The organism is Mesorhizobium sp. M0051 (assembly GCF_040323235.1).
Taxonomy (GTDB): Bacteria; Pseudomonadota; Alphaproteobacteria; order Rhizobiales; family Rhizobiaceae; genus Mesorhizobium.
Genome location: NZ_JAMYUT010000048.1, coordinates 12199 through 27986, shown reverse-complemented (window position 1 = coordinate 27986; position 15788 = coordinate 12199). Strand labels below are relative to the sequence as shown.

Here is a 15788-nt window from a genome sequence, read left to right as displayed (position 1 = left end):
CTCTGCTTTGTCCACATCTAAAGCTTGAATCATAACCCAGCCTCAGACGAAACCCCCCGGCAAGCCGATTTTCAAAACAGTCTCTTACCACTCGATGACAAGAGTCTGGTAATACTTGTCTAGGACGTACCCCATGCCATTTCCTGGGGAGTTGCCGATGAAGAACGCTTTCATTGCCTGTTGTCGGCGGAACTGGCTGCGTTGAAGTCCACAAAATGCGAGCGCGTCATCCGCCTCGGCGCAGTCGTCCAAGATCGAAGTCGCGGGTGGCGGGCGTTGTCACGTTGTTTGAAATGTGGCCGCGTGAGGCCGACCCCGCAGGCAGGCCGTGCACTCACGGTCATGGGCGCGCTGCTACCTGAATTTCCTTACCGCTCAATCAATGTGACAGCGCCCCACCATGACTTCTTCGCAGGCATCACAAAGGCGCTCCACTCATGTTGGGCATCAGATGACTCCCAATTCCCGGCCCACCTCCGTGAAGGCCTCGACCGCACGGTCAACATCCGCACTCGAATGTGCGGCGGAGATTTGCGTGCGGATGCGCGCTTGGCCTTTCGGCACCACGGGGAAGGAGAATCCGATCACATAGATGCCGCGCTGGAGCATCTTCTCGGCCATCTGCTGCGCGAGGCTGGCGTCGCCCAACATTAAAGGGATGATCGGATGGTCCGCGCCAGCCAGCGTGAAGCCCGCCTTCGACATCTTCGAGCGGAAGCGGTCGGCATTGGCGTAGAGCTTCTTGCGCAGCGCATCGCCTTGTTCGATTAGATCGAAAACCTTCAGCGACGCCCCTGCAATGGCGGGCATCAGCGTATTGGAGAAGAGATATGGTCGCGAGCGCTGGCGAAGCCAGTCGATGACCTCGCGCTTGCCTGACGTGTAGCCGCCCGACGCGCCTCCAAGCGCCTTGCCGAGCGTGCCAGTGATGATGCCGATGCGGCCCTCGACGCCGCAATGCTCCGCCGAGCCGCGCCCATGCCTGCCGATGAAGCCGACCGCATGGCTATCGTCGACCATGACCATGGCGCCGTATTTCTCGGCCAGATCGCAAACGCCTCCAAGATTGGCAATGATGCCGTCCATCGAAAACACGCCATCGGTCGCGATCAACTTGAAGCGGCTGCCTTCGGCCTTCTTCAGCTCCTCTTCCAGTGCCGCCAGGTCGTTGTTGGCATAGCGGAAGCGCCTGGCATTTGAGAGCCGTACGCCGTCGATGATGGAGGCGTGGTTCAGCGCATCGGAAATGATGGCGTCTTCCTCGCCGAGTAGCGTCTCGAACAGACCGGCATTGGCGTCAAAACAGGATGAATAGAGGACAGTATCTTCCATCTTAAGGAATAAGGAGACACGCGCCTCAAGTTGCTTGTGCTCTTCTTGAGTGCCGCAGATGAAGCGGACCGACGCCATGCCGTATCCATAGTGGTCGAGCGCTATCTTGGCCGCGTCCCGCAGATCTTGATTGTCGGCCAGACCGAGATAGTTGTTGGCGCAGAAATTTAGGACCTTGCTGCCATCCCCGAGTTCGATCTCGGACGACTGCGTCGATGTGATGACGCGCTCGGATTTGTAGAGCCCAGCAGACTTCAACCCAGCAAGTTCCGCCGACAAATAGGCAAGAAAAGCGTTGTTCATCGGCAACTCCGCAGGAATGGCATGAAGGAAGCCCTACACAATTATGATCAATGAGGACTGGACGCTCATCATCGAGTGGTAACGGCTGTCGATTCGTTCAACGTCGCGCGCCAAGAAGCCATGAGTGCGCCTGCTCGACTCTCTGCACTTTGCGTGATGACGGCTCATTGACATCGTCGCGAAGCCGCTTCCCAAGTTGCGCCGCCTGGCGCATTTTCGATCACGGGTAGATGACAGCAGTCGACTATTGCGGATCGGGCTCTTTTGCCAGTAAAGGTTCATGAGCCGTCTAGGGACGGGTCCGACCGGTCCATTAGCATTGCAGTGGTTCCATCGGATCACTGTCGACTCGAAGCATCTAGCTGTTCAGCTCAAGGGACGACCTCTTAGGAGAACCGGCCGCCACGCATCCGGCTTCAAATCTATTCCGGACACCCTCTAGGATACGCTCCAATCGCTGCCCGATCTGGTCACAGTCGGCTCGGGTGACGGTCAATGGCGGTGCGACGATCAACCAGTCTCCATATTTCCCTCCGGACGTACGCCTCGAGTAGATTATGAGACCTTCCTTCAGTGCCTCGGTCCGAGCGACTTCAGTCACGTTAAAATCGTAGCGAAATTGAGCTTTTGAGTCCTTGTCTTGTACCAATTCAACCGCGTATAGCAGCCCAATTCCGCGCACATCGCCTACAATGGGTGAGGTGTTCATGAGCTGCCGCAATATTCGCCCAAGATGCTCGCCAGCCTGCGCGGCGTTGGTGATTAAATCGTGATCTTCATATTCGTCCAAGACTGCGAGCGCGGCGGCGCACGAAATAGGGTTTGCGCCGTACGTGTGTGAAAAGTTAAAGCCGGTGAGCTTTGCCAATTCATCGACGGGCTCTGCAGGTAGAAGCACCGCACCTAAAGGACTGTAACCCGCGGCAATTCCCTTTGCCATGACAATGACATCTGGAATGCAGCCGCTCAAATGATGTGATGCGAGAAACTTACCGGTCCGGCCGGCGCCGCACAAAATCTCATCGAATACGAGAAACACGCCGTATCGGTCGCACAACTCACGGATGCGTTGAAAATAAACAGGTGGCGGCACGAGGCATCCGGTTGCCACACCGCCTACCGGTTCAACCACGTACGCGAGGACGTTTTCTGGGCCGAGATTTACGATAGCATTCTCAAGCGCCGCTACGCATTGCTCGGAGATTTCTTCAGGCGACAGTCCCGGTTCTCCTCGATAGGTCATTGGAGCGGGCACTTTCGCGCCTATAACTGCGAAGCCAGATAGAAAAGGTGCTAAGGATTCATCGCCCGAAATCGCGAGCGCGCCGATTGAGGCGCCATGATACGAGGGCATGTTGGAGATCAAAATGCGCTTGCCGGGCAAGCCTTTTGCAACTGCATATTGCCGCAGGAACTTCAGCGCAAGATCCATAGCCTCGCTTCCGCCTGACGCGAGGCCGACCCGTTCGAATGGCGCCCCCGCGAGACTGCAAAGCCGCCCTGTTAGCGCGGCGTTGGCGGCGTGACGCGCAACGCGCGGATAAGCATAATCAAGCGTCATTGCCTGCTGATACATCGCTTGCGCAACACGTTCATTAGCATGTCCGATATTGCACGCGATAGGGCCCGACGATCCGTCGATGTAGGCTTTCCCGCGCTCATCGAACATCCAGATCCCTTCCGCCTTGATCATAAGCGGAACGGGATCAGATCCATCTCGGCTAAAAAACGCATCCTGAAACATTCCGGAGCTTGCGGTAAAATTCGTGACCAACTAACATCTCCAAGTGGTATTCTGCATTCAGACGGCAAATGGAAGGCTACTCTTTAGCAGCGAAGTCTATCTATTCGAATTGACCTGAAAGTAGCGTTGGCAGCGTCGAATTTATCCACTAAAGCCTATGACACTTGGGGTGGAGGTTCGCACCAAAAGGGGCCGCCGGCTGAAACGGTTGTCGCATGAAGTGTTGTGGTTTGAAACAAGCAGGATCCGCGGCACACTCCGACTGTGCGGCTGGAGCGGCTCGCGGCAGGCAACTGGACACCTCGAAGTACCTCGCCATCTCAGCGCAAGTCTGATTCACTCGGTCGGTGGTTGCCGGAAGGAGACGGGTGCGGGGACAAGCCGGTTTCTGGGACATTGACAAGCGCTATTTGCGGCTGAGCGAAGCCTGCGATCCTCTGGAAAAGCCGAACGCGCTGGTTCCGTGGTGGGTCGGCGAGCCGCTCTCCAAGGCGTTGAAGCGCTCCAATGGAGCCAAGGGCGGTCGTCCACCCGACATGGCTCCGTGCAGCACGCGTTTCGGCAAGGCTCGGCTGCGGGGCGCCGGCATCGCCCAAGCCAGGCGAAGGTTCGCTCGACGACCCAAAAGCAATTGTGGGGTTTCGTTTGATCTCGATGGTGACCGCTGTTCGAGTGCAGGTGGCGTCGTACCAATAGATATGACGCTCGCACTGATCACGCATTTTGCGGGCGCCAAGCTGCGTTGTACAGGTATTGAACTATCGCCCCAGGGAATCGTCACGAGCGGACTGCTTTCGGCGTAGACTGGTCGATACCTAGGCTGGATAGGAGATTGGGCAAGGCAGTCGATATCATGCTGAACAACATCGAGAACCCGATACCGATCAACGATATCGCGGAGATGGGGTTGGATTGCCGGAGTGGAGGCTTCGGCGCTTATTCCTTAGCCATGTGACGCAATCACCCCAAGCATATTATCTCGCCCTACGCCTGGAGAGAGCGCGCAATTTGCTTCGTAACTCTCATGAGAAGGTACGCAAGATCGCGCTGATGTGTGGGTTCGGAGCTCCCGAGAGCCTAAGCAGGGCATATCGCGATAAATATGGTGTCGCGCCGACATCCGACAGGAAGCTCTGAGAGTCCATCCGGGATCATATTGTGGTTTGGCAGATCTTTCTGAGCATCAGCCGGATTGAGGCCCAACGGACGAACGCGAGAGCATTCGGTTCAGGCACTCCCAGTCTCCAGCGTTTGGGCAACACCACGGACTTTCCGATGTCGCACCGCTTGACGATCTCCACGTTGATTTGGGGGCACACCGCTGCCAATCCGCCCTGGAATTTCGCCCCCTGGTAGCCGCTGTCGGCGTAGAGTTTCAGCAGGAATGGAAACGCACCGAACACTGTGCTCATCAACAGCACACCGCCGTCTCGATCTGAATATCCGCCGCATGGACGATGGCGTGCAGCAACAGGCCTTGCGTATCTACCAAGACATGGCGCTTCTTGCCCTTGATCTTCTTTCCCGCATCATAGCCCGGCGGGTCGGAGCCCGCACTCTTGACGCTCTGGCTGTAGATGATCGCTGCCGTCGGGCTGGCCTCTCGCCAGGCCAATTCCCGGCACTGCACGTAGAGCACGTAATGGATGCGATTGAGCGTGCCGTCATAGTCCCACCGGTAGAAGTAATCCTTCACCGTGCTGCGGGCCGGCAGGTCTTTATTGGCACCCGGTACTCAGGATATGCATCAACCCGTTGACGATCTCGCGCTCGTCAACGGTTCCGCTTGTTGCCACCCCGCTTCGCCGGCGGGATCAGCGGCCCGATGACCGCCCACTCCTCATCAGTCAGGTCGCTGGGGTAGCGCAATCTGCTACGGTCATACCGACCGCTGTTTTCGTTCGTCCACATCCCGAGGCTCCTGCGAATCGTACCCCCGCCATCGAATCACAAGTGATTCCAACAATTCAAGCTGTTCCCGGATGGATACTGAGATTTCGGTGACTTCCTGGCTTCTACTCTCCTGATCGGCATTGAAGCCTGCGCCCGCGTTCTCAGGGGCTGGGCATAAGATCCGACTGATGCCAGCCTCCTATGTGAAGCCATATGTGAAGCGGCAGAAGAATGACGCGATGGACGCGGAGGCGACCTGCGAGGCGGTGACGCGGCCGTCGATGCGCTTCGTTCCGGTGAAGAGCGAGGAACAGCAAAGTGTGCTGATGTTGCATCGAGTTCGTGAGCTTCTGGTCCGACAGCGGACCATGCTGGTGAACGCGCTGCGCGGCCACCTGGCCGAGTTCGGGATTGTGACGCGCCAGGGCATTGCCGGCGTCGGGATGCTGATCGGGCTCGCCGAAGACGAGAATAACGAGCTCATCCCGCCGCTTGCCCGAGATGCGCTTGTTCCCTTGGTCGAACAGCTACGGGCGGCGCACGAGAAGGTCCGTGAGCTCGATCATCAGATTCAAGCCTGGCACCGCTCGAATGAACTGAGCCGGCGACTGGAAACGATCCCCGGCATCGGTCCAATCACCGCCAGCGATCGTTGCAACCGTGACAGACGCCTCCCTGTTCAAATCCGGCCGGCAATTCGCGGCTTGCTTGGCCTCGTGCCGCGACAGAACTCGTCCGGAGGAAAGGATAGGCTCGGCCGGATCAGCAAGCGGGGCGATCCCTATATCCGTCGACTGCTTGTAGTTGGCGCACATGCCGTCCTCAGGTTCAGCCGCAAGGGCAAAGCAGCGCCTACCCGCTGGGCTGCCGAGCTTCTGACGAAGAAGCCATATAATGCCATCCCGTTGCTCTTGCGAACAAGATGGCGGGGATCGTCTGGGCGCTGATGACTACGGGCAAGCGCTTCGTAACTTCGCCGGCAGCGTGAGGTAGTCGCAGAGGATACGCAGAGATTGGTGAGGTGCTGATGGTGTGATGGTGAACGGTCGAACCGGGATCGGACAAACCCGCTCAGTGGGTGCCGCTCAAAAAGCGCGTTGACCTGTCTGGGATCCGATCCGCGGACTTCACTAGGGCCAGCGGCATGAACAGGCCGCACTCAAAGGCCTAACACATGCCTGCACCCGACCGATCTGTCATCAATGTCAGAAAGCCCTTGCCACGCGGAGGCCGTCCATACATGCCACTGAAGTTTCATCCGCGATTAGAGCCTCGGCCGTTTTGATCCGATCCCATTCAGGCTCGTCCCGCGAATCTCCATCATGCGGCGACCGATGTTGACCGCGAAGACAACCGTGTACCCGGCCAAAGCATCTCCGAGCGCGAAGATACTTGACGTCCCCACCGCGATTAGACAACCTCATCAGGTCACAATCCAGAAGCGGCAGCAAGGCCATCGCAGAGAGGCCAGTAGCCCGCCGGATCAGTCGCGACGCATCTCTCTCGTGCTCTCTATTGTACCAATGTCTGATGGGAGGTCCGCAGATTGCCCACTATTCGCCGAGGGCCGGAAATGGTTTGATCGACCATTCGATCAAGTCGACGGCACGCTGAACTATCGCCTCGGTCTGAGCAGGGCTCGGTGAAGCGGCGAGGACATGTCCGATCAAGTCTCGGAGATCGCCTCTCCTGACGATCGGCGTCTCATGTTTAACATAGAACTTGACCTCGGCTACCCCTGGTACATCAGTTGCCCGATTGTCGGCGATCCAATCTAGGATGCCATCATTATCAGGAACTAGGAGCCGCGAGGCCGCTGTCTGCGAATGCCTTTTGTGCAAATTCCAGTCCTCGCCGATAGCAAGCTTGATGTGTTCGGTGATGAGATCGACACCGTAAGCCAGCTGAACCAGTTGAGGACAGGGCACACCAGCAAGACGCGGATTGACTTCAATGACGACTGGGCCACGCATCGTCCACCGGAACTCAATGCAGGTTGGCCCCCAGTCAAGGTCGAGAGCTCGCAAACAGCTCAGCGAAACATCGGCGATGCGCTCTTGCTCCTCATCAGTCAGCAGGGCCGGAAAGATGCCTTCACGAAAGACGAAATACGGCGGAGGGCCCGAGTCACCGCCTTCAATCCCGATGACCTCATTTCCCATTATGTGGGCGAGATAGTAGGGGCCTTGTGCGAACTCTTCGATCAGGATCCTCGGAGAAGACGCCCATACGTGCTTCCCGCTCAACAGATAGGTTGTATGTTCGGCTACCTCATCGAGGTTGCGGCACAATCGGACGCCGATGCTGCCGATGCCCGCCGCAGGCTTAACTATCACCGGCAGTCCGATCTCCGCAGCAGAGATTTCTACGTCGGTTACATTTGCTGCCAAGCGGTAAGCAGGTAGTGGTAAACCGGCCTCCGCGAGGAGCTGCCGTTGAGTGAATTTGTCGTTGCATCGTTCAGTCAATGCGGGGTTCGGCCCTGGTAGTTCAAAGTGCTGGCAGAGCTTGCCAACTGTCACGCAGCAAGACTGTGCAGCGGATGTAACGCCAACAATGTCGTATTCCTTTCCTAGCTGGGAACATTCGCGGATCATCGCATCGAGGCTGTTTGTATCGACACGGATTGCCTCGGTGCTTTCTGCCCTAAGATAGTCGTACCGAGTCGGATCAATCGATAGTGTAATTGGATGAAGACCAAGACGCCTGGCGGCTTCGACATATAGTAGACCAGGACCCCTCGTATGGCCTTCAATCAGGATGATTGCTTTTTTTGGCATTGGCTGTTAGCTCCCATATTGCGTGCCGTCCGGCGGTCCGAGCGAAACTCGGCATCAGTTCCTTAGCCGTGCGTGACCTCAGATTTCGTGGTGAACGTACCACTAGCGGCGATCTGCGGTTGTGACATTCTGTAAATTTAGTTGAAGGATCTGTTGCAACCGATTGGGCCGTCTCTGCGGCTCTTCAAGAGCCAAACCGTCGAGGCGCAAGCCGACAAGCCGCTGATGCGAAGCGGTTGCAGGGAGATGTCGGCCGAAAAGCGGAACTCTTGACGCTAGGGTGCCTGCCTGAAATGCTTTAGGCCGAGATCGCGGCGGGCCTTAGCGAAAGCAATCTGTAGCAGGAGCCGTTGTCGGTCATGACACGCCCTATCGAAACGCCGAGGCTGGACGACCGCCGCCTTGAGGAAGGCGATGGCGCGCTCCTTTTCTCGTCGGGCAGGATTTGCGAGAAGGCGATGCGCGAAGCGTCGTCGATGCAGACATGGAGGAACTCCCAGCCGGCGCCCCGAGACTTACCCTTTGCGGATCGCCGGTGATGCGATGGCCGACTTGGCTGAAGCGGCAGAGCTTCTTAATCTCGATATGGATCATCTCGCCGGGCTTCTCGCGCTCGTAGCGTCGGATGGGTTCGGCCGGCTCGATGTCCCTGAGCCGCGACAGCCCGGCGCGCTTGAGAACCCGGCTGACAGTGGCGGGCGAGACGCCGACCTCCATGGCGATGTGCTTGCCGGTCAGCCGCTGGCGGCGCAAGGCGACGATGCGCTCGGCCACGGGTCTGTTCGGTCAGTCCCGGCATGACCGTGGGCCGGGACGAGCGGTCGGCCATGCCTTTGCTGCCGTCGGTCTTTTAGCGCTCGACCCAGCGCGCCACGATCTTCGCCGACACACCATACACCCGCGCCGCATGGGCTTTGGAAAGACCGCCTCTATCACCGCCAGCGCCATCTCCTCTCGACGCAGCGGCGTGAGACGGGCATTCTTGTGGATGTTCATTCGGACCCTCCGATGAGTGCTGAAGCCTGGTAACTCCAGTCTCCTCGGTCCGGTCCGAATGCACAACCTCCTGAAAGCTCTCACCTAGGATCAAGGCAATCATTCGATCTCGGCGATGTTGCCCGGCGTCAGCGAAGGCGACCGGTCGGCCGCGATCATCGGACAAAGCATGGACTTTGCTCGTTCTTCTACCACGTGAGCGGCCAATCGCTTCCGAGAACTCCCCCTTTTTGAGTTTGCTGCAGAGCGATGCGCCGACGAACATCAGCATAGATGAAGCCGGCGCAGGCGCCAAAGAGGTCGACCGTGCCTGCACGGCCAAGCCCGAGCTTGTGCGCGACCAGTGGCGCGCTGGGCGGAAGCAGGTGGTCGGGCGTCGAGGTGGCGAGCAATAACAGGCCGATGTCGCCGCAGTCGATGCCGGCCATTCGCCAGCGCCATGTCGCCGGCTAGCATGGCAAGGCCCGACAGCGTGTCTTCTTCCGTAGCCCAGAAGCGCGACCGTATCCCGGTGCGCCGCTCGATCCAGCCGGGCTGGAGCCCGAGACGATCTTCGATCTCCGGCTTCTGGACCTTGCGCGCGGGCGCATAGCGACCGAACCCGAGAATGCACGACGACCTGCTCATAATGTCGAGCCGAAGCGTTCGCCGGCCTCCTCGATTGCGTCATAGAGCCCGTCGTCACTGGTGATGCTATAGGGCGGCTGGAGATAAAGGACATTGCCGAGTGGGCGCACGAGCAGGCCGCGATCGAGGAAAAAGGCGCGCAGCTTTGGTCCGATCTCGGGCAGGTAGTCGGCGGAGCCTGCCTGCAGGTTGAGTGCTGCGATCGTACCACTCGCACGGCTGTCGCTGAAGAAGGGGTTGTCGCGAAAGCGCCGAAGCCTGGCGGCCTGCATCGCGCTCAAGCCCGCGACCCGCTCGTCACGCCAAATCTCGACATTGGCAAGTGCTGCCGCGCAGGCAATCGGATTGGCGGTGTATGAGCTCGAATGAAAGGAGGTTTCTTACGGTCCTCGGAATAATGGGCCCGGAAGACGGCATCGGTGGCAAGCGTGGCCGCGAGCGGGATATATGGGCGCCCCTTCGTGCGTCCCCAGAAGAATGATGCCGCTGACGCCGAAGCCATCGTCACCGCCGCGCAGCGCCCTGAGATGCGGTTCGTGGAACCGAAAAGCGCGGATCAACAGGCAAAGGGATTCTCTTTCGAGTCCGGGAGGGCATTGTCCATCAGCGTACGGAACTGGTGAATGCACTGCGTGCCGTGCTCTACGAATATGGTCACGTTGTTCCTCTGGGGATCGGGCATCTCAAGCGCATTGAGGCGATCGTCGAGGGATGTGAGTGTTGTTCTCCCGGAACTCGTGCGGGAAGAATGCCGTGATCTTCTGGTTCAGATCGCGGAAAAGACGACCAGGATCGAAGACAAGGCGCAGAAGATCGTCGAGCTTGCCCAGCAAGACGATAGGGCAAAGCGACTTCAGACCATGCCGGGTGTGGGGCCGATGATAGCAATGGCCATCGAGGCATTTGCTCCCGCGATGGAAAGCTTCCGAAGCGATCGTGATTTTACGGCATGGCTAGGACTTGTTCCCCGGCAATTCTCATCGGGGGGCAAGGAAAGGCTCGGCAAGGTATCGAAGGCAGTATAAGCCGATATTCGTCGATTGTTGATCATCGGTGCAACGGTCCGCGTGAATTGGGCGAGCAGAAAGCCTCCGGCGCAGGGTTCCTGGCTGGCGCGGATGGCAACGAGGAAGCCACGCATGTTGGTCGCGATCGCATTGGCGAACAAGATGGCCCGCAGAATGTGGGCCATCTGACGAAACAAGAAGATTATCGAGATCCGGTGTTAACCGCCATGGCCTGACCTGTTGGTCAACATGGACGGGTAACTCGGTATTGGGGGAGTGAGAAGGCGATGACCTGAAAGGGCGCATAATAACCGATCTGGATTGGGAAAACTAGCTGTTGCCTCGGTGCTTTCAAGCACGCACGTGAGATTTGGACCTGATCCGCAGATCACCATATTGGCCAGCGGCTTCGACAAGTGCCGCACTCAAGGGCCTGACAGAAGACCGCACTCGATCACACGTTCAGGAAGTCAGGAATTCCTTGCAGAACGGACGGCAACCACAGAAGACAACACGACAGCATGCTGACGGCGCCAAGCACCAGCGGTTCGACGATCAGGGCGGCGGCACGCCGGTCGCGGCTGACGCCGTCGAATCTATCCAGCGTTTTCTGCTCGCGCCCCGGGCCGGGAGGGGGATGGTGTCGATCTCGAACAAAAAGGGTTGGTAGGCGGCGTTGAAGACCCCACGGGCTCCGACGCTCATCGTGCCGATGGTGTCGCCATGATAGCTGTGTTCCATGACGCCGATGCGCGAGCGCGGCGCGCCGATATTGCGGAAATAGCCGAGGGCCATCTTCAGCGCGACTTCGACCGAGGTCGAGCTGTCGGAATAGAACACTCTCGAGTCCGGAGGGAGCGAGGCCGACAAGCGTCATGGCCAGGCTTTCGGCCGGCCCGTGCGTGAAACCTGCGAAGATGATCTGATCGAGGCTCGACACCGTTGTCTCGATGGCCTTCATGATGCGGGGCTGGCGGTGGCCATGGGTGACGACGCACCAGGAAGAGATGGCATCAGGATGCGCGCGCCAACGGCTTGTGGAGATAGGCCCCTTCCGTCCGGACGAGTTCGGGGATCGCCGGCTCGAGCGCGTGCTGGTTGAAGGGAGGCCACACATGGGGCTGGACATCAGCATCTCCCGCAATCGAGGCAAACGGCGAAACCTTTTAGCGTTCTGTCCGTCAGCGGATTGAGGTGTGGCAGCCTGCCAAGCTCCGGCGCGTCGCCGAATTCCACGATTGTCCGTTGCGTATCGGCCTTCTCATCGCCAATGAAGGCGATGCCAACCAGAGGGATGGAGTGCGGCCGCAGGGCCTCCATCGACAGCAGGGTGTGATTGATTGTGCCTAGCGTGGTCCGGACGCACCGAAACCGCACCGCCGTTCAGCGAATATGTCGATGAACCTTGTTCGCCGGTTGAGCGGCACCATCAGCCCGCCCGCGCCCTCGATGAACCGACAGGTCTGTTGGCTCCGTCGAGACGCCGTCGATTTCGGCCGAATGATGCGGCTTGGCAAAGCCGATGCAGGGCTGGGGATAGTGGCCGGCCTTTCGATAGCTTTCCTCCCTATCCTGGCCAACCGGCTTACCCGGGCGGGAGCAGCAGGCGGCATCACAGAATTAGACCGGAAAGACTGACTGCGTTTCCGGGGGCCGAAGTTTCACTTTCGAGATCGATTAACTGCGAATATAGCGCGGCATCCGCTTCCATATGTTTCTCTGCGGAGAAACGACCACCTCATAATTCTGCAGCAAGATTAGCCATCATCTCCACCAGGGGATCGCTGAACTTGCCGTCGGAGGCACTCTTGTTCTCGAACACGCTGAAGTAGACGACGACAGTGCCGGTGTCAGGGTTTGCAAGCATGTACTGACCGCCCCAGCCGCCGTGGCCGAGCCAGGTGGGTCATCGTTTGGCGGCTATATCAGCGTGACTTCTGGAGGGAAGGCCCGGGGTTGCGGCGTGTCTCTTCGATGAAGGCGGCATCGCCTACGCGACGCCCTTCGACACTCTCGCCCCTGCGCGCAAAGAGCAGGCCGTAGCGCGCGAGGTCGCGGGCGGTGAGGCAGGCACCGCCGTTGAGCAGCGGCACGCCCTCACGGTCGCAGGTTATATGAAGCTCGATGCCCGCCGCCTCGACGATCTCGATCAGCCAGTCGCGCAGCGGCCGGCCACTGGCGTGCTCGACTATCCACCCGATGACCTTGGCCGGTGCGGTTCACGAGATCCTCGCTAGTGGAATGATCGGGACGGACGAGTCCGATTGGGGATTCCCGATGCTGCGTGGCTGTGCGACGATGCGGGATGCGTACCGGTATTAGCATCGTCGTCACGGCATCGGACAGGGCCCGGCTTGAGGCGCTCGTGGCGGCGCGCGGTTCGCCGCAAAAGCACGTGTGGCGCGCACGGATCATCCTGTTGACCGATGGCTTGGGCACCGTCGTGATCATTGCGGCTACGGCCAAGTCAAAGACCTACGTGTGGCGCTGGCAGGAGCGGTTCATGGCCGAGGGCGTGGATGGCCTGCTGCGCGACAGACCCGGCCTCCCGGCATCGCGCCGCTCGAGACCGCGCTGGTCGACAAGGTTGTGGCGCTGACGCTGGAGCAGCCCGACCCTGAGGCGACGCACTGGACGGTCGGCGCAATGGCAAGGGCGGTTGGCATCGCTGCGTCCTCGGTCGTGAAGATTGGCACGACCACGGCCTTGCGCCCCACCGCTGGCGCAGCTTCGAGCTGTCCAACGACAAAGCCTTTGCGGAGAAGCTTCACGATATGGTCGGACTCTACGTCTCGCCGCCGGCGCATGCCATCGTGCTGTCGGCCGACGAAAAGAGCCAGATACAGGCGCTGGATCGCACTCAGCCGGGGTTGCCGCTAAAGCGTGGTCGCGCCGGCGACCAGGCAGTGTCAGGAATTCTGTGCGTGAGGCCATGATGATGGAAAGGAGAGAATCATCACATGGCTATCGAGAAGGAACTTGTGGACCAACTGCTTGCCGGCCGCGATCCGAATGAGGTGTTTGCCAAGGACGGGTTGCTTGACGACCTGAAGAAGGCGCTTTCGGAGCGGATTCTGAACGCAGCTCGACGAGCATCTGGAGGATGAACGTGTCGAGGGCGGCACCAATCGCGCAACGGCCATTCGAAGAAGACGGTGTATCATCGTCTTGCGTGTGGTTTTTGCGGCCGTCCTCGTGCGCGCCTGCAACCATTGGGCGAGGTTGCTGTCCTTCTGGAAGCTCGGAAACGCCACGCCAGTTGGATCATGCCGCGCCGCACGCGGGGCGTTGCCGGCGCGTGCCAGCCCCCTCTCGCGGCGGCGCTGCCGCTCTCGTCCGGCCACCCGGTGAGGCCGGCATAGCGCGCCACGGCGCGGCGGTCGCGCAAGCCGCGTGACAGGATCTCGTGGACCAACATGTCCGCCGTCTCGACGCCGATGCCGATGATTCGTGCGATAAGGCGAACCATCGCGTGCGGGTCGTTTTCCGCCGCCGGGGCGGCGGCGAGCTTGTGCTCCCGTTCCTGTTCGATGGCGCGGATCTGCTGGCGCACCAGGCTGAGCCGATCGAGGAAACGGTGGAGCTCGTCGCGGGTGTTATGCGCGGCAGCGCCGTCCCTTCAGCCGTGCGGATGGCCTCGAGCCTGTCCGCAGCCTGGCGCAGGCTCAGCCGCAGTGGCGGATGCCGAAGCGGGCGAGGATCGCCTTGATGCGTTGACGAGCCGCGTCTGCTCGCCGACCAGGCGCTCGCGCTCGCGGCTCGGTCGCCGCGAGTCCTCCTCTTCCATGGTCGGGATCGCCGCCATGGTGCAATGGCGCTTTTCGCCCGCGCAGCCAGCCAAGAAAGGCACGCATCAACAGCTCGGTGTCGAGGCGATCGGTCTTGGCGCGGCGGTGCTCGCGCGACACCGCAACGCTGGCGGGGTGGATGGTGTAGGCCTCGATGGCTTGTCCAAGCAGCCAGCGCGCCAACCAGAAACCGTCGCCAGCCGCCTCATAGGCGACGGCGATGCGCTTGATCGGGTGCCCGGCCTGGCCGGCTTCGTCGCACCGGCGCTGCAGCAGTTTCAACAGAGCTGCCGCATCGGCATCGAGCTTCTTGAGCGGCTGGCGATTGAAGCCCGGAACCAGCGCGGCGACCAGCCACTTCGCCTTGCTCATTTCGATCACGGCGACGATCGTCTTATCCTGTTCAAGAGCGGTAAGGGACCGGTAAGATTGCGACATGGGGACGCTCCTTCTGCTGGATTTTGTTGGAGCGCCGAAGAATGCCACACCCTCGCCGCTCGCCCCATATCAATGCACCACGACCCTGTTCGCCGCGCTCAACATCCTCGATGGCTCGGTGATCGGCCGCAACATGCAGCGCCATCGGCATCAGGAGTGCATCCGCTTCCTCAATGCCATCGAGGCTGAAATGCCCGCAGACAAGACCGTCCACGTCATCCTCGACAACTATGCCACACACAAGTAGCCGAAAGTCCGCGCCTGGCTGGACCGCCATCCGCGCTGGACATTCCACTTCGTGCCGACATCATGCTCGTGGCTCAACGCCGTCGAAGGCTTCTTCGCCACATTGACCCGGCGGCGCCTGAAGCACGGCGTCTTCCATTCGGTTGTCGACCTCCAGGCCGCCATCAACTGCTTCATCAAGGAGCACAATCAGCAACCCCGACCCTTCGTCTGGCGCGCCGATCCACAAATCATCGCCGCAGTCGGGCGTGCGCACCAAACGTTGGAATCAATCCACTAAGCGCGCCCATTTTTCGATCACGGTAGATGATAGCAGTCGACCATTGCGGATCGGTGCGCTTTTGCCAGCAATTCATGAGCCGTCTAGGGACGGGTCCAACTTGCCCTTTACCAATGCCACGGTTTCATTGAATCACTTCCTTCTCGAAGTATTTAACTGTTCGGGCTCGGACAGGCCCGCGCGGAACGGCCGTTGGCGCCATATCCGGCGTCGGCCAGAACCCCTCCGGGCGCCTTGGCCGTCCTGATCTGGTCGAGCGCGATCTGCGGCTTGGTCCAGAACGTGCCCCTGCCGGAATCTTGGCCCCCTCAGATCTCCCTTAACAAATTGACGCCGCTCCCATCCGCATGCCAA

The 15788-nt window shown here is 59.8% G+C and carries 11 protein-coding genes and 10 pseudogenes; 8 read left to right on the top strand and 13 right to left on the bottom strand.

Going from position 1 to position 15788, the window contains the following annotated elements; genetic code table 11:
• Positions 1 to 447: 447 nt before the first annotated feature.
• Together NKJ90_RS31305 and NKJ90_RS31300 are read right to left on the bottom strand one after the other, a co-directional pair.
• The gene (locus tag NKJ90_RS31305) at positions 448 to 1635 is read right to left on the bottom strand and encodes a glycine C-acetyltransferase (RefSeq protein WP_352487611.1); all 1188 of its coding nucleotides are present in this window, start codon (positions 1633 to 1635) and stop codon (positions 448 to 450) included.
• A 358-nt stretch (positions 1636 to 1993) separates the two neighbouring features.
• The gene (locus tag NKJ90_RS31300; protein WP_352487610.1) at positions 1994 to 3409 is read right to left on the bottom strand and encodes an aminotransferase family protein; all 1416 of its coding nucleotides are present in this window, start codon (positions 3407 to 3409) and stop codon (positions 1994 to 1996) included.
• A gap of 802 nt (positions 3410 to 4211) precedes the next feature.
• Here NKJ90_RS31300 and NKJ90_RS31295 point away from each other — a divergent pair.
• Positions 4212 to 4334: a hypothetical protein gene (locus NKJ90_RS31295; protein ID WP_352487613.1), complete on the top strand. Its 123-nt coding sequence runs from the start codon at positions 4212 to 4214 to the stop codon at positions 4332 to 4334.
• On the top strand, positions 4331 to 4516 hold the full coding sequence (locus NKJ90_RS31290; protein ID WP_352487612.1) for a helix-turn-helix domain-containing protein: 186 nt from the start codon (positions 4331 to 4333) through the stop codon (positions 4514 to 4516). Before NKJ90_RS31295 ends, NKJ90_RS31290 begins: the two co-directional genes overlap by 4 nt.
• Before the next feature lie 14 nt (positions 4517 to 4530).
• Here NKJ90_RS31290 and NKJ90_RS31285 read toward each other — a convergent pair.
• Positions 4531 to 5290: pseudogene (locus NKJ90_RS31285) on the bottom strand (IS5 family transposase).
• A 170-nt stretch (positions 5291 to 5460) separates the two neighbouring features.
• Between NKJ90_RS31285 and NKJ90_RS31280 the strand changes: the two are divergent.
• Positions 5461 to 6219, top strand: a complete 759-nt coding sequence (locus NKJ90_RS31280) for an IS110 family RNA-guided transposase (RefSeq protein WP_352487609.1) — start codon at positions 5461 to 5463, stop codon at positions 6217 to 6219.
• Positions 6220 to 6825: 606 nt separating this feature from the next.
• On the opposite strand, the gene NKJ90_RS31275 is transcribed toward NKJ90_RS31280, so the two are convergent.
• From NKJ90_RS31275 to NKJ90_RS31255, 5 genes and pseudogenes are all read right to left on the bottom strand, one after another.
• Positions 6826 to 8052 carry an ATP-grasp domain-containing protein gene (locus tag NKJ90_RS31275; RefSeq protein WP_352487608.1) on the bottom strand — a complete coding sequence of 409 codons (1227 nt, stop codon included), beginning with the start codon at positions 8050 to 8052 and terminating at the stop codon, positions 6826 to 6828.
• 278 nt (positions 8053 to 8330) lie between these two features.
• Positions 8331 to 9048, bottom strand: a pseudogene (locus NKJ90_RS31270) (helix-turn-helix domain-containing protein); the annotation flags it as partial.
• 139 nt (positions 9049 to 9187) lie between these two features.
• Positions 9188 to 9280: pseudogene (locus NKJ90_RS31265) on the bottom strand (IS5/IS1182 family transposase); the annotation flags it as partial.
• 34 nt (positions 9281 to 9314) lie between these two features.
• Positions 9315 to 9675, bottom strand: a pseudogene (gene bioZ, locus NKJ90_RS31260) (3-oxopimeloyl-[acyl-carrier-protein] synthase BioZ); the annotation flags it as partial.
• Positions 9672 to 10120 (bottom strand): annotated as a pseudogene (locus tag NKJ90_RS31255) (aminotransferase class III-fold pyridoxal phosphate-dependent enzyme); the annotation flags it as partial. The pseudogenes NKJ90_RS31255 and bioZ, both read right to left, overlap by 4 nt.
• 268 nt (positions 10121 to 10388) lie before the next feature.
• Here NKJ90_RS31255 and NKJ90_RS31250 point away from each other — a divergent pair.
• Both NKJ90_RS31250 and NKJ90_RS31245 read left to right on the top strand, forming a co-directional pair.
• Complete coding sequence (locus NKJ90_RS31250) at positions 10389 to 10700, top strand: transposase (RefSeq protein WP_352487607.1); 312 nt, start codon at positions 10389 to 10391, stop codon at positions 10698 to 10700.
• 47 nt (positions 10701 to 10747) lie between these two features.
• Positions 10748 to 10918, top strand: a complete 171-nt coding sequence (locus tag NKJ90_RS31245; protein ID WP_352487606.1) for a hypothetical protein — start codon at positions 10748 to 10750, stop codon at positions 10916 to 10918.
• Positions 10919 to 11199: 281 nt separating this feature from the next.
• On the opposite strand, the pseudogene NKJ90_RS31240 reads toward NKJ90_RS31245, so the two are convergent.
• The 3 genes and pseudogenes from NKJ90_RS31240 to NKJ90_RS31230 form a co-directional block, all read right to left on the bottom strand.
• A pseudogene (locus tag NKJ90_RS31240) lies at positions 11200 to 11827 on the bottom strand (aminotransferase class III-fold pyridoxal phosphate-dependent enzyme); the annotation flags it as partial.
• Positions 11811 to 12191 (bottom strand): annotated as a pseudogene (gene bioD / locus NKJ90_RS31235) (ATP-dependent dethiobiotin synthetase BioD); the annotation flags it as partial. The pseudogenes bioD and NKJ90_RS31240, both read right to left, overlap by 17 nt.
• Before the next feature lie 229 nt (positions 12192 to 12420).
• A complete protein-coding gene (locus NKJ90_RS31230) occupies positions 12421 to 12549 on the bottom strand; it encodes a hypothetical protein (RefSeq protein ID WP_352487605.1) in 129 nt (42 codons plus the stop codon).
• A 438-nt stretch (positions 12550 to 12987) separates the two neighbouring features.
• Here NKJ90_RS31230 and NKJ90_RS31225 point away from each other — a divergent pair.
• Both NKJ90_RS31225 and NKJ90_RS31220 read left to right on the top strand, forming a co-directional pair.
• A pseudogene (locus NKJ90_RS31225) lies at positions 12988 to 13579 on the top strand (helix-turn-helix domain-containing protein); the annotation flags it as partial.
• A 63-nt stretch (positions 13580 to 13642) separates the two neighbouring features.
• Positions 13643 to 13840 (top strand): annotated as a pseudogene (locus NKJ90_RS31220) (transposase); the annotation flags it as partial.
• A gap of 2 nt (positions 13841 to 13842) precedes the next feature.
• On the opposite strand, the gene NKJ90_RS31215 reads toward NKJ90_RS31220, so the two are convergent.
• Both NKJ90_RS31215 and NKJ90_RS31210 read right to left on the bottom strand, forming a co-directional pair.
• The gene (locus NKJ90_RS31215) at positions 13843 to 14235 is read right to left on the bottom strand and encodes a transposase (protein WP_352487604.1); all 393 of its coding nucleotides are present in this window, start codon (positions 14233 to 14235) and stop codon (positions 13843 to 13845) included.
• 112 nt (positions 14236 to 14347) lie between these two features.
• Positions 14348 to 14908, bottom strand: a complete 561-nt coding sequence (locus tag NKJ90_RS31210; protein WP_352487603.1) for a hypothetical protein — start codon at positions 14906 to 14908, stop codon at positions 14348 to 14350.
• A gap of 76 nt (positions 14909 to 14984) precedes the next feature.
• On the opposite strand from NKJ90_RS31210, the pseudogene NKJ90_RS31205 reads away from it, so the two are divergent.
• Positions 14985 to 15434, top strand: a pseudogene (locus NKJ90_RS31205) (IS630 family transposase); the annotation flags it as partial.
• Between the last annotated feature and the right edge of the window lie 354 nt (positions 15435 to 15788).

Excerpts from the sequence above, each read along its gene's own strand:
- NKJ90_RS31230 (WP_352487605.1), bottom strand. The coding sequence starts at position 12,549 with ATGCTTGCAAACCCTGACACCGGCACTGTCGTCGTCTACTTCAGCGTG.
- NKJ90_RS31275 (WP_352487608.1), bottom strand. The coding sequence starts at position 8,052 with ATGCCAAAAAAAGCAATCATCCTGATTGAAGGCCATACGAGGGGTCCT.
- NKJ90_RS31280 (WP_352487609.1), top strand. The coding sequence starts at position 5,461 with ATGCCAGCCTCCTATGTGAAGCCATATGTGAAGCGGCAGAAGAATGAC.
- NKJ90_RS31210 (WP_352487603.1), bottom strand. The coding sequence starts at position 14,908 with ATGTCGCAATCTTACCGGTCCCTTACCGCTCTTGAACAGGATAAGACG.
- NKJ90_RS31305 (WP_352487611.1), bottom strand. The coding sequence starts at position 1,635 with ATGAACAACGCTTTTCTTGCCTATTTGTCGGCGGAACTTGCTGGGTTG.